This is a genomic window from Streptomyces sp. NPDC051310 (assembly GCF_044455245.1).
Classification (GTDB): Bacteria; Actinomycetota; Actinomycetes; order Streptomycetales; family Streptomycetaceae; genus Streptomyces.
The window spans coordinates 35,728-48,698 of record NZ_JBITEO010000012.1 but is presented as its reverse complement, the minus strand read 5'-3'; the positions used below and the strand labels follow the sequence as shown (position 1 = coordinate 48,698).

The following is a 12,971-nucleotide window of genomic DNA, read 5'->3' as shown; positions in this document are numbered from 1 at the left end:
GGCAGGAGGGAAACGTGCCCTGTCACCGCGGCCGCCGAGCGCGCACCCGGTCGTCCGGAGCCTCGCCGCCGGCTGCCGAACCCCGCCCGTCTGCGGAAATCTGCACCGGGCCGCCCCCGCGACGCGGCGTGAGGGTCACCAGCACACGGTGGCTGCGGCTGCGCGCCGCGGATCCCTCCGCATCCGCGGTGACGACCCATGCGCGGAAGCTGGCTTTGCCCCGGGCCTCCTGGCGAATCTCGACGTTGAACTCCAGCTCGATCGGGCCGACATCGAAGGTGATGTCCCGGCCCTCGCCTCTCAAAGCGGCCTCCATGAGGCTGTCTCGCAAGGCGGTGACGGCGTCCCCGAGTTCGATGTTCATGAAGCCCCCCAAATCCCGCGCGGCCGCAGAGGCACGTCGTGTACGCGCCCTGCTGGGCACTCGCCAGAAGCGAACCGACTTTAGCCAAGGGGTACTCGGTCTGTCCGGTGGATCGGAAAGGTATCCCGCCTTCGTGCGCACCGGGGCGTTCGACGCACGGGTCGCGGTCCGGCCGGCTCCACCGACGTGAGACCCGGTCGACCACGTGGAGTGTGCATCGTGCAGTGGGGGCAGGCGGTGCACGGGCGCTCGTCCACGACAGCGCCCACGGGGATCGCTCGCTCCACCCTCCTACCCTGTTCAGGCCAAAATGCCCGCCGCGCGTTTTCGGGCGGCTGTGCGTGCGCAGCCTTCAGCGCAGCACCAGTGAGTGGACACTCGCTGCAAGGTCCGGGCAGCATTCCCAGGTTCTCCAGGACTCATGCTGACCATGTGCCGACTTTCCGCGACGCCGTCCGGCATGGGCGGAGAGAGCCGCGTCGATCCCCTCCGCTCCCCCGCCGTGACGACGATGCCAGCGTACGCAACCGCCCTCGAAGGCTCGCCGTGATCACCGTCACTGCGGATCCCCCGGTGGCGTCGCCGCCGGCCCGGCGGGCGCGGGCCGGCGGCGTGCCGGAGCGCGGGCCGCGCTCCGGCGTCAGGAGCTTCGTGCGGACGGAGCGAGGCGGGCTCAGGGAGCGCGGGGCCGCGGGGCGTTGTGCCCGCGGCCCCGCTCGGGCGCCGGGGTCAGGACGGGTCGCCGTACTGGAGGCCGCGTCCGTTGGTGCCGACGTACACGCGCCCGTAGGTGTCGGGGTCACCGGTGATGACGCCGACGCCGCCGATGCTGCCCCACTGGTGGGCGTCGTCGTTGACGCGGAGCCAGGTGGCGCCCTTGTCGGTGGAGCGGAAGACGCCGGTGACGTCCTTGACCGTGCCGATCATGTACAGGGCCTGGTAGGTGGCGCCGGGTGCGGCCCTGCCGAAGCCGAGGGCGGAGGCGGACTTCACCGTGGTGAGCCTGGTGAAGGTGCGGCCGCCGTCGGTGGAGTGCAGCAGCCCCTGACCACCGCCGGCGATCCACAGGTCCCCCGCGACGCCGGGGACGGCCGTGAGCCGGCCATCGGCGGGAAGGCGGGTGGCGCGGGCGGTGAAGGTCGCGCCGCCGTCGGTGCTGGCGTGGAGCGTGCCGCCGGACAGTGAGTAGAACGTCCTGGCCGAGGAGCGGTCGGCGACGACCACGGCGCCGGTGCCCAGGCCGCTGACCTTCGACCAGCTCGCCCCCTTGTCGGTCGAGCGGTACGGGGCCTGGCCGGCCTGGGTCCAGACGATGGTGGAGCCGTCCGCCGAGAGCGCGACACGCCCGTCCTGGGCGCCGGCCACCGGCTCGGCCGTGAAGCCGTGCCAGCTGCTGCCGCCGTCGGTGGAGTAGGCGCCGTCCTGCGCGCCGCCACGGCCGACGCGCACCATCACCGAGGGGTTGGCCTGGGCGAAGTCGATGTCGGTGCTGTTGGTCATCATCGGGTTGCTCAGCCGACCGGCGGGCACCTTGGTCAGGTCGTCGTGGCGGAAACCGCCTTGGTCACCCATGGCGGTGATGACGGTGGCACCGCCGGGCGGGGCGATCGCGTCCATCAGCGCGGTCTCCTCCAGCCCCCGCGCTCCCACGACCCAGTGGCTGGTGCCGCCATGGTCGGTGGCGGTGGCGTCCTTGCTGCGCCAGATGCCGTTGCCGGTGCCGTACAGCACGTGCCCGGAGTCGAAGGGGTCGATGGCCAGGGCGGTCATCCAGTGCCCGGCGTGGGTGCCGACGTACGGAGCGGCCGAGGCGTTCCGTACCGATTTCCCGGCCAGTGCCTTCCAGGTGGTGCCGCCGTCGGTGGTCCGGTAGATCTCGTCCTCGGGCCACCAGCGGTCGAGGGTGGTGACCATCACCGTGGACGGCTTGCGCGGGTCGACGGCCAGGCCGGAGAACCCGTAGCCGCCCCGGGACGGGGAGATGTCCTTCCAGGCCCCGCCGGCCGGCGTGTACTTCCGGACCGAACCCGCCGTCACGCCGTTGGGTCCGAGGGCGTTGGTGTACGTCAGGTACAGCGAGCCGTCACCGGAGAGCACCCCGTGCTGCGGCAGCTGACCGGTGGGCTGCCCGGGGACGGCCTGCCAGGTGCTGCCGCCGTCGGTGGAGCGGTACAGGGACGTCGACTTGTCGGCGACGCCGACGTAGATCGTCCTGCTGCCGGCCGGGCCGTAGGTCACGAAGGAGATGCCCGCGCCGCTGCTCGCCCCGCCCTTGACGGGGAACGAGGAGACCTGGCTCCATGTCACGCCGTGGTCGGTGCTGCGCCACAGGCCGTTCTTGCGCGTGCCGAGCAGCAGGGTGCGGTGGTCCGCGGGGTCGATCACGAGCCGCTCGCCCGCCCCGCGGCCGTCCTCGTTGCCGCCCAGCTTGAACGGCAGGTCGGTGCGCTGGAAGGTGCGGCCCCGGTCGGTGGAGCGCAGGATCGCGCCGTTGCCCGCCCAGTCGTTGGTGTAGGTGCCCGCCGCGAGGTAGAGACGGTTCGGGTCGACGGGGTCGGTGGCCAGCGCGTCGATGCCGAGCAGGTTCCAGTCCTTCTCACCGACCCAGTCCGTCAGCGGGATCCACTGCTCGGCCGCGGTGTCCCAGCGGTAGGCGCCGCCCATGTCGGTGCGGGCGTACAGCAGGCCCTTCTCGCGGGGGTTGAACACCAGCCCGGTGACGTAACCGCCGCCCACCACCTGGGCGTTGTTCCACACGTACGGTCCGGCCGCGGCCGTGGTCCGGCCTCCGCCGCTCCCGGTCCCCGTGGACTCGGCCGTTCTCACCAGCTTCCACTGCTGGTTGGTGCTGCCCTTGCCGTGGTACTGGACGACTGCCGCGCCGTCGGCCGTGGAGCCTCCGGAGACGTCCAGGACCCGGCCGCTCCTGCGGGAGGTGAAGGTGACGGCGTCGGTACCGCTCACCGTGTCGATCCGCCACTCCTGGGAGGTGGAGGAGCTGTCGGTCTGCTGCTCCGCGGCGGCCCCCTGGGCGGTCGAATCACCCGCTATGCCCAGCACTTTGCCGCTGTTGCGGTTCACCAGCTCGTAGTAGCCGTTCCCGGTGGGCCGCAGCCGCCACTGCTGGTTGACGGTGTTCTGGTCGGTCCACTGCTGGATGCGGGTGCCGTCGGCGGTGGAGAAACCGTTGACGTCCAGCACCTTGCCGCTGCGCACGGAGACCAACCGGTAGTAGGCGTCGCCGTCGACCGTCGCGGCCTTCGAGTCGTCCTGGGTGAACAGGAGGTACGGCACGACGGTGGCGGGCACGCCGAGCAGCAGGGCGGTGGCGCTCCAGCGGCGGCGGTGGCGCCCGCGGCGCCCGCCGTTCGAGGGGTGGTTCATGGGGGGTGTTCTCCTTGCGTGCCGTTCACCGGACAAGAGGCGGATCCAGGCTCCACAACGGCCGGATCCAGCTCCTTGTGGTCACAGGCCCCGCAAAGGGTTGCCTCGCGCCGCGAACTCGTTCGGATCGCCTCGGTCTGAACGGCCGTCACCGCATGATGCGGTGACGGCCCGCCCGGGCGAGGAGGCGCACGGGCGTCGGCAGGGCCGGCCTGCCGGTACGAAGGCGCTCACGCCGGTGCCCGCCGGGACGCCCGCCTCGGTACGCGCCGCCTCCTACGCTCCGGCGGCACCCCGCGCCCGTCCGGCGGCACGCTCCGGCCCGTGCGGCAGCAGTGCCACCGCCAGCGCCGGTGGAGCGGCAAGGAGCAGCCACGGCAGGGCGGGCGGGAGCCCGAGGTCGAGCAGGGAGCCGGTCGCCGAGCTGCCGGCCAGGACCATCAGGCCGGAGACGGAGGACAGGGCGCCGGTGTAGAGGCCGAGCCGCCCGCTCTCGGCGAGGTCGGGCACCCAGGCGCGGGCGGCGGGCACGATCAGCATCTGTCCCAGGGTGAGCAGGACGACGTACGCGGTGGCGGGCAGCAGTCCCGCGAGGCCCGTCCAGCCCGCCGGGCGCGCCGCCGCCACGACCGCGCACCCGGCGGCGACCAGCAGCAGCCCGGCGGTCATGGAGCGGTGCAGGTCGAGCCGGTCGCCCGCCCATCGGCCGACCGGCAGCTGCGCGCACACGACCAGCAGCGACGACAGGGCGAACAGCCAGGACAGCGGCGCCTGTGAGCCCGTGGCCCGCTCCACCTCCTCCGGCAGAGCGAGGTACAGCTGGTTGTAGGCGAGGAGGTAGGTGCCGTAGGCGCAGCACAGGGCGAGGAAGCGGCGGTTGCGGAGCAGCACGCGCGCGCCGCCCCGCTCACGGGTACGCACCCGGCCGGGCAGGTGCTGCGGCATCAGCCGTGCGTGCCCGGCGAGGACGAGGACGAAGACCCCGGCGCCGGCCAGGCAGACGGCCCTGAAGTCCACGGCGAGCAGCAGACCGCCGAGCAACGGGCCGGCGAAGGCCCCGGCCTGGCCCGCCGTGGAGAACAGCGCCAGCACGCGGGTGCGCGAGCCGTGCCCCTCCTCCTCCCACACCACCGCCTGCCGCGCCACCTCGGACTCCACGGCCGGGGAGAACAGCGCGGCGGCGAAGCCGATCAGGAGGACCGCGCCGGTCACGGTCCACGCCGCCTCCGCGTACCCCAGCCACGCGAACCCGGCGATCCGCAGCGCGCAGCCCGCCAGGACGACCGGCCGGACGCCGTACCGGTCGACGAGCCAGCCTCCGACCACGAAGAGCCCCTGCTGGCTGAAGGTCCTGAGGCCCAGGACGAACCCCACCGTCCACCCGGCCATGCCGACCGCCGTGCCGAGGTGCTCGGCGAGGAACGGCAGGACGGCGAAGAACCCCACGTTGAAGGCCAGTTGGGTCAGGATCAGCAGCCGCAGCAGTGGGGAGAGGCGGGCCCAGGTGCGCTCACGGCGGCGGGCGGCCCTGGGGGTGCCGGGCGCCCAGCGGGTGAGGAAGCGGGGGAACAGGTCGGTCATCAGGGGATCAGGTCCGTCGGAGGGTGTCGGCGGGTGAGGTGGAGGCCGGTACGGCAGACGGCTCCGGCACGGCGGGCGAGGTGGAGACCGGCACGACAACCGGGTCCGGTACGGCAGACGGCTCCGGCACGGCGGGCGAGGTGGAGACCGGCACGACAACCGGGTCCGGCGAGGCAGTCGGGTCCGGGTCGGCCGTGCGGGCCGCCGGTGCCCGCCCCGCAGGGGGTACAGCCGCCGGTCGCCCGTTCCAGCGCCTCGGCCGGGGCAGCCGCACCCCTCCCCAGGCCTTCGGCCGGGGCGACCCCCCTCCCGCCGCGTTCGCCGCCGTGACCGCGAGGGCGCCGAGAAGGGCGAGGACGGCGGCGGGGGCGAGGACCGCCCACGGGGCGCGCTCGGCGTAGGGCTGGTTCTCGGAGAGCAGCAGGCCCCACTCGGGGAAGGGCGGCCGGGCACCCAGCCCGAGGAAGCCGAGCGCGGCGAGGCCCAGGGCGATGCCGGGCAGCCGGAGGAGGGCGTGCCGGACGACGGGCGGCAGGACGGCCGGCAGCAGCGTACGCGTGAGCAGGTACCGGCGCCCGGCGCCGAGCGCGCGGGTCGCGGTCAGGTGCACGGTCGCGCGCTCCTGCCGCAGGAGCGCCGAGGTGTGAGTGGCCAGGGGTGACCAGGCGACGACCGCCACGGCGAGCGCGGGGGTCCACGGGCCGCTGCCGGCGATGCCGGTCACGAGGAGGGCGGCCGGCACGGGCGGCAGGGCGTTGACGGTGTCGGCCATCGGCCCGGACAGCCGGGGCAGCAGCCCGAGCAGCACGCCGGCCACCAGGGCGGCGGCGCTCACCGCGAGGGCGGTACCGAGGGTGCTCAGCGCGCCGTGGGCGACGCGGGCGAGGAGGTCGCGGCCGAGCGCGTCGGTGCCGAACGGGTGGGCCCAGGAGGGCGCCTGGAGGCGGGCCGGGGTGTCCAGGGCGAGCGGGTCGCGGGGCAGGCCGAAGCCGATGACGGCGGCGAGCAGCATCCCGTACAGCAGGGGCGGCGTGCGGGGCCCGGGCAGGCCGGGCCGGTGCAGGGAGTGCAGGGCACCGTCGCGCAGCGCGGGCCCGGTCGTCCACCGCACGCCCAGCCGGGCCAGGCCGCCGGCGAGGGCGCCGAGCAGGACGAGCGCGAGGGTGCCGGTCTGCAGGACGGGCAGGTCCTGGGCGAGGGCGGCGCGCAGCGTGAGCCGCCCGATCCCCGGGATGTCGAAGACCTGCTCGACGGCGACCGAACCGCCGGTCAGGCCGACGGCGAACAGACCGAGGCTGGGCAGGAGTCCGGGCGCGCACCGCCGCACCGCCTGCCGTGCGATCGAACCGGGCGGGACGCCGCGGGCGGCGGCGGCCGGCGCCCACGGCTCGGCGAGCGCGGCGGGCAGCAGGTCGTCCAGCATCCGTCCGAGGACCGCCCCGGCGGGCAGACCGAGAGCGAGCGAGGGCAGCACCATCCAGGGCGGCCCGTACCAGCCGAGAGCCGGCAGCCAGCCCAGCTGTACGCCGACGACGGAGGCGAGCACGGAGGCGACGAGGAACTCGGGCAGCGCGGCCAGCACCGCCGGGCCCGTACCGCCCCGGCCGCGCACACCCTGGCGTCGTGAGCCGCGCCGGAGGGTACGGGCGCACACGCCCGTGGCGGTGGCCACGGCGACGACCAGGGCCCCGGCCATCAGCAGGAGGGACACCCCGAGGGCCTGGACGGCGGCGGGCAGCACCTCCGTGTCCGACACCCAGGACCGGCCCGCGTCCCCGCGCAGCAGTCCGGCCGACCAGCGTCCGAGCAGGGTCAGCGGGCCGTCGTCCAGACCGAGCCGGTCCCGGATGGCGTGCAGTGTCGCGGGGTCCGGGTCCCGCTCGGCGGAGCGGGCCCTGAGCACGGTCAGCGCGGGGTCGGTGCGCGACAGCCACGGCAGCAGGCCGATCGCGCACACCAGGGCGGCCGTGAGCACGGCCCGCCACAGCAGTGTGGGGCCGCCGCCCCGCGCGAGCGTGCGCAGGACGGCGGTGACTCCGGTCGTCACGGGGGTGGCCGCGGTGTTCAGCGCCGGGTCCCGGTGCCGACGAACTGCCGGTCGTACGGGTCGAGGACGGCGCCCTTCACGGACGGGGCGATGCCCGTGACGGCCTTCAGGTGCACGAGGGGGATCACCGCGTCGGTGCCGAGGATCGCCGCCTCCGCCTTCATCACCGCGTCCTGCCGCCGGGCGGGGTCGGTCTCGGCCCCGGCGGCGGCGACGAGCCTGTCGACGTCCTTGTCGCACAGTCCCGACATGCTGTACGAGCCGTCACAGGTGAAGTCGCTGGCCAGGACGGTGACCGGGTCGCCGGTGTCGAGCATCATGCTGCGTGTGACGACGGCCGCGTCGAACTTCCCGGCGAGCAGGTCGCTTTCGAGCAGCGCGTACGTGCGCACCTCCAGGGCCACCGCGAACCCGGCCTTCTCCAGCTGCTGCTGGAGCACTTGGGCGGTCTCGGGCAGCTCGGGCCGGTCGTTGTAGGTGGCGATGGTGATGCTCTTGCCCCGGGGGTCGGCGGCCCCGGCCCGTCCGGTCGGCTCGGAGCGCTTGCCGGCGGCCCAGGTCACGGCGGGCCCGTACAGACCGCGGGCGGCCTCGGCGCTCCCCTCGTACACGCCCTCGGCGACGGCGGAGGTGTCGATCGCCTGTCGTGCCGCGGCCCGCAGCCTGGCGTCCCGGAAGACCCCGGCCCGGGTGTTGAGGTGGAGGCTCGCGTTGCGGGCGGTGTCGACCTCGTGGACGGTTCCCTTCTCCAGGGAGGCGACCTGGGCGACGGGGAGTGCCTCGGCGATGTCCACGGCGCCGGTGCGCAGGGCGTTGGCGCGGGCGGTGCCGTCGGAGACGAACGTCGCGTCGATGCCGGGCGCCTGGGCGCGTCCGCCCCAGTGGTCGTCGAAGCGGTCCAGGGCGGCCGCCGTGTCCCCGGTGATCTTCGTGAGCTCGAAGGGGCCGGTGGCGGTGCCGACCGGGGTCACCTTGCCGTCCTTCCCGTACGCCCCGGGGGAGAACACCGCGAGGCTGGGGCTGGTCATCCGCAGCGGCAGCACCGGGTCGGCCTCGGCGGTGGTGACCCTGACCCGGTCGGCGCCGACGGCCTCGGCGGTCAGCCGCACGCCGGACAGGGCGGCGGGAGCCGGGGCGGCCCCGGCGGCGTGCCGGAGGGCGGAGGCGACGGCGTGCGGGGTGACCTCGGCGCCGTCCTGGAAGGTCGCGTCCCGGAGGGTGAACACCCAGCTCCTGCCGCCTTGCTCGCTGCTCCACGATGTGGCGAGGGCGGGGACGGCGGTGCCGTTGGCGTCCAGCCGGGTCAGCCCTTCGGCGACGCCGAGGCGCGCCAGGGCGAAGGCGTCCTGGCCGTACGGCGAGTAGTTCTCCGAGGGCGGGAAGGCGAGCGCGACGCGCAGACGCCCGCCGTGGCCGGAGCCGGTGGAGTCCGAGGAGGAGTCACCGCCGGAGGAGGAGAAGCAGCCGGAGAGAAGCGGGGCGAGCAGGAGGCCTGCTGTCAGCCGAAGGCGGGGAGATCTCATGGTCCTCGTTCTGTCTTTCCATGGCCGGTGGGCCGACCGGGCTCGGGACACCATATGAATATGATTGTCATTACGCAAACGAGGGTCTTGACGCGCACGCTCCGGTGCCGCCGCCGGGCAGGTCCTCCCCTCGTCGCGGACGGCCGCGCCGGCGCGGGTGACACGGGCCGCGGCGGGGGCGGCGGCTGGGTGCTTCCTGCCGGGCGGGGCGGGGGATGCCGGGCAAGGTCGTTTGTGACGAACCGGCCCGGTTACACGAGCAGAGCATTTTCCTCACCCCCCGAATCATGGAAGGACATGCCATGGGCCATGGTGGCGACGTCATCGCGGAACTGACCGCCGACCACAAGGAGGTCGAGGAGCTCTTCGGCCGCATCGAGGCGCTGCCCTCCGGTGACAAGCAGCGCAAGGTGTACGCCGAGCAGGCCGTCATCGAACTGGTGCGGCACGCGGTCGCCGAGGAGGAGCACCTCTACCCCGCCGTGCGCGCGTACCTGCCCGACGGCGACGCGATCGCCGACAAGGAGATCGAGGACCACTCCGCGGCCGAGCGGACCATGAACCAGCTGGAGAAGGCCGAGGCGGACGATCCCGAGTTCGACCGGCTCATCGGTGCGCTGATGACGGAGGTCCGCTCCCACGTCCGCGACGAGGAGGACCACCTCTTCCCGCGGCTGCGTGCCGCCGCGACCGAGGAGGCGCTGATGGAGCTCGGCGAGAAGATCCGCAGGGCGAAGAAGACCGCTCCGACGCGTCCGCATCCGGCGGCTCCCGACACCCCGCCGGCCAACAAGCTGGTGGCGCCGGGCACGGGCCTGGTCGACCGGCTGAGGGACGCTCTGACGGGGCGCGGGAAGGCGTCCTGACCGGACGTCACCGCCCGGAGGACCGATCCCACCGACCGGCGGACCCCTGAGAACAGGCGCTCCACGACATGCTGTCGTGGAGCGCCTGCCGCTTCGGCCGTTCCGAGGGAGGGAGCGGGAGTCGTGGAGCGCCTGCCCTTCCGAGAGAGCGGAAGTCGCCGTTCCGAGGGAGCGGGAGGGCAGGGCGCGTCAGGAGTGGTCGCCGCCGCGGCGCCTGCCGCCCGGCAGGAACTCCTGCACCTTCGCCTTGAGCCCCTGCTTGATCATCGCGCCGCGGTCGCTGTCGCCGTGCGCGATCGCGGAGGCCGCCGCCTGGATCTGGTCCAGCGAGGCGTGCGGCGGGATGGGAGGCACGGCCGGGTCGGTACGGAAGTCGATCACGAAGGGGCGTCCGGCGGCGAGGGCCTGCTTCCACGCCGACTCCACGTGCTTGGGCTTCTCGACCCGTACGCCCTCCAGGCCGATGCGCTCGGCGATGTCCGCGTACGGCACGTCGGGCAGGTGCTGCGACTCCTCGAACTGCGGGGCGCCGGTCATCGCCCGCATCTCCCAGGTGACCTGGTTGAGGTCACGGTTGTTGAGGACGGCCACGATCAGCCGCGGATCGGACCACTCGCGCCAGTACTTCGCCGCGGTGACCATCTCCATCATGCCGTTCATCTGCATCGCGCCGTCGCCGACCAGGGCGATCGCCGGGCGGTCGGGGTGGGCGAACTTCGCGCCGATCGCGTACGGCACGCCCGGTCCCATCGTCGCCAGCGTGCCCGACAGGGAGCCGCGCATCCGGCCGCGCAGACGCAGGTGGCGGGCGTACCAGTTGGCGGCGGAGCCGGAGTCGGCGGTGATGACGGCGTCGTCGGGGAGCAGGGCGTCCAGACTGTGCACCACGTACTCGGGGTTGATGGGGTCGGCGTCCACGGCGGCTCGCCGCTCCATGACCTCCCACCAGCGCACGACGTCCTTCTCGACCTTCTCCCGCCAGGCGCGGCTCTCCTTGCGGTGCAGGCGCGGCAGGAGGCGTTGCAGGGTCTCCCGGGCGTCGCCGACCAGGTTGACCTCGAAGGGGTAGCGCAGCCCGATCATGTGCGGGTCGATGTCGATCTGCACGGCCCGCGCCTGGTCCAGTTCGGGCAGGAACTGCGTGTACGGGAAACTGGATCCGATCACCAGCAGGGTGTCGCACTCCTGCATGAGTTCCCAGGACGGGCGGGTGCCGAGCAGCCCGATCGAGCCGGTCACATAGGGCAGGTCGTCGGGAAGGGCGTCCTTGCCCAGCAGGGCCTTCGCCACGCCGGCTCCCAGCACGTCCGCCAGCCGTTCGACCTCCGCCCGGGCGCCGCGGGCGCCCTGGCCGATCAGGACGGCGACCTTCTCGCCCGCGTTGAGCACCTCCGCGGCACGTTCGAGGTCCGCGTCGGCCGGCACCGGGGCGTACTGCCCGAGCCCCAGGCTGGAGGGCACCATCTTGAACGCGTGCGTCGGCGGGCTGTAGTCGAGTTCCTGAACGTCGGCGGGGAGGATGACCGCCGTGACCGTGCGCTTGGCACAGGCGGTGCGGATGGCCCGGTCGATGAGGTTGGGCAGCTGCTCGGGCACCGTCGCCGTCTCGCAGAAGTCGGAGGCGACGTCCTTGTACAGGTTCTGCAGGTCCACTTCCTGCTGGTACGAGCCGCCCATGGCGCTGCGGTCGGTCTGGCCCACCAGCGCGACGACCGGGACGTGGTCCAGCTTCGCGTCGTACAACCCGTTGAGCAGGTGGATCGCGCCCGGCCCGGAGGTGGCCGCGCATACGCCGACCTTGCCGGAGAACTTGGCGTACCCCACCGCCTGGAAAGCGGACATCTCCTCGTGGCGGGCCTGGATGAATTTGGGCCGGTTGTCGGCGCGGCCCCACGCGGCGAGCAGCCCGTTGATCCCGTCGCCCGCGTAGGCGAAGACGTGCTCCACATCCCACTCACGCAGCCGCTGCAGGACGTAGTCGGACACCTTCATGCTGGCCATCGGTACTCCGTTTCTCTCTGCCCCTACGGCTGGTCGGGGCGCTCGTCGGTGCCCGCTGTGCGGGCGGCTCCCGGACCGGGGGCCCCGCCCGTGCCGGGCGCGACGGCCCGGTAGCAGCCGGGGCCGAGCGCCGCCTTCGTCCGGCCGGCCCCCGGCACGGCGCGCGCCGCAGCACCCGCGGGGACGGAGGCCGGGAGGCAGGACCGTCCGGACGCCGTCCGGCGTATCGGACAGCGGCACCGAGCTGCGCGCGGAGGGACGCGGGCGAGTTCCGCCCGCAGCCGCCCGTCCGGGCCGCCGACTGCCCCGGGGCCCGCCGGCACGTCGTCGCGGCGCACGCACCTCATCCGCCGCGTGCCCTGCGACGACCGTCATCGGGGCTCCTCATCCGTGCGGAGGCGTCGGACGGTCGGCGAGTGCCCGGCTGAGAGTGGTTTACGCCTCGTCGGGATCCGGGCCCGGCTTGGGGCCGGAGCGGCGGGCGGCGCGGCGGCGCAGCCACAGCGGCAGCGCGTACCAGCACAGGGCGAACCACAGCATCACGCCGCCGACGAGCGCCTCGGCCAGCAGGCCCGGCACGACCACGTGCAGGATGAGCAGGAGGGTGCAGCCGATGGTCAGGGCCAGGAGCACCATGCCGCACACCATGAGGCGGCCGGCGGCCGCCACCAGATCGGCCTTCATGCGCTGGCCGGAGAGGAACCGGTGGATGGAGACGGGCGCTATCAGCGATCCCGTGGCCGACGCGCCCAGGACCACGGTGAGGACGTAGACGACCCGGTCGAAGGTGCCCAGGTCCCGGAAGAGCGGGGTGAACGCCACGCTGAGCAGGAAGCCGAAGAGGATCTGCACGCCGGTCTGCGCGACCCGGGTTTCCTGGAGGATCTCGTTCCACCGGCGGTTGACCCGCTCCCGTGGGGTTTCGGGCCGTTCCTCGTCGGGACCGGCCCCGGCTCTCCCCGCGCATGAGTCGCACGCGACGCGCACCTTCTCCCGGTGCTCCGTCTTCGACTCGGCCGACTGCTCCGTCATGGTCATGGCGCCTCCCAGTCCGAGGGAAACCGGTTGCCCGCTCCGGCGCCGTCCATGCACGCCCGCCGTCGCCTCGCGGCCGGCGGACTCCGGCCGTGGTCGGGGCGGCGGGGGGTGGTGGGAGCACCGGAACGCGTGGAGCGCTGCCGGTTGATCTAGATTGATGGTCCGTC

8 protein-coding genes are annotated in these 12,971 nt (G+C 73.7%); 1 reads left to right on the top strand and 7 read right to left on the bottom strand.

Features of this window, described 5'->3' with window-relative positions; translation table 11 throughout:
* Positions 1–22: 22 nt before the first annotated feature.
* The 5 genes from ACIA79_RS19075 to ACIA79_RS19055 form a co-directional block, all read right to left on the bottom strand.
* Positions 23–364, bottom strand: coding sequence for a trypco2 family protein (locus ACIA79_RS19075; RefSeq protein WP_399429464.1), 342 nt, complete (start codon positions 362–364; stop codon positions 23–25).
* Between the two features lie 729 nt (positions 365–1,093).
* Positions 1,094–3,748: an RICIN domain-containing protein gene (locus ACIA79_RS19070; protein ID WP_399429463.1), complete on the bottom strand. Its 2,655-nt coding sequence runs from the start codon at positions 3,746–3,748 to the stop codon at positions 1,094–1,096.
* A 276-nt stretch (positions 3,749–4,024) separates the two neighbouring features.
* Entirely contained in the window at positions 4,025–5,329 is a 1,305-nt protein-coding gene (locus ACIA79_RS19065) for an MDR family MFS transporter (protein WP_399429462.1), read from the bottom strand.
* 7 nt (positions 5,330–5,336) lie between these two features.
* Positions 5,337–7,304, bottom strand: coding sequence for an ABC transporter permease subunit (locus ACIA79_RS19060; protein ID WP_399429643.1), 1,968 nt, complete (start codon positions 7,302–7,304; stop codon positions 5,337–5,339).
* Positions 7,305–7,393: 89 nt separating this feature from the next.
* Entirely contained in the window at positions 7,394–8,899 is a 1,506-nt protein-coding gene (locus ACIA79_RS19055; RefSeq protein WP_399429461.1) for an ABC transporter substrate-binding protein, read from the bottom strand.
* A 302-nt stretch (positions 8,900–9,201) separates the two neighbouring features.
* Here ACIA79_RS19055 and ACIA79_RS19050 point away from each other — a divergent pair, with 302 nt between their 5' ends.
* A complete protein-coding gene (locus ACIA79_RS19050; protein ID WP_399429642.1) occupies positions 9,202–9,765 on the top strand; it encodes a hemerythrin domain-containing protein in 564 nt (187 codons plus the stop codon).
* Between the two features lie 189 nt (positions 9,766–9,954).
* On the opposite strand, the gene ACIA79_RS19045 is transcribed toward ACIA79_RS19050, so the two are convergent.
* On the bottom strand, positions 9,955–11,757 hold the full coding sequence (locus ACIA79_RS19045) for a thiamine pyrophosphate-requiring protein (protein ID WP_399429640.1): 1,803 nt from the start codon (positions 11,755–11,757) through the stop codon (positions 9,955–9,957).
* Between the two features lie 444 nt (positions 11,758–12,201).
* Positions 12,202–12,804, bottom strand: coding sequence for a DUF6328 family protein (locus ACIA79_RS19040; RefSeq protein WP_399429460.1), 603 nt, complete (start codon positions 12,802–12,804; stop codon positions 12,202–12,204).
* Between the last annotated feature and the right edge of the window lie 167 nt (positions 12,805–12,971).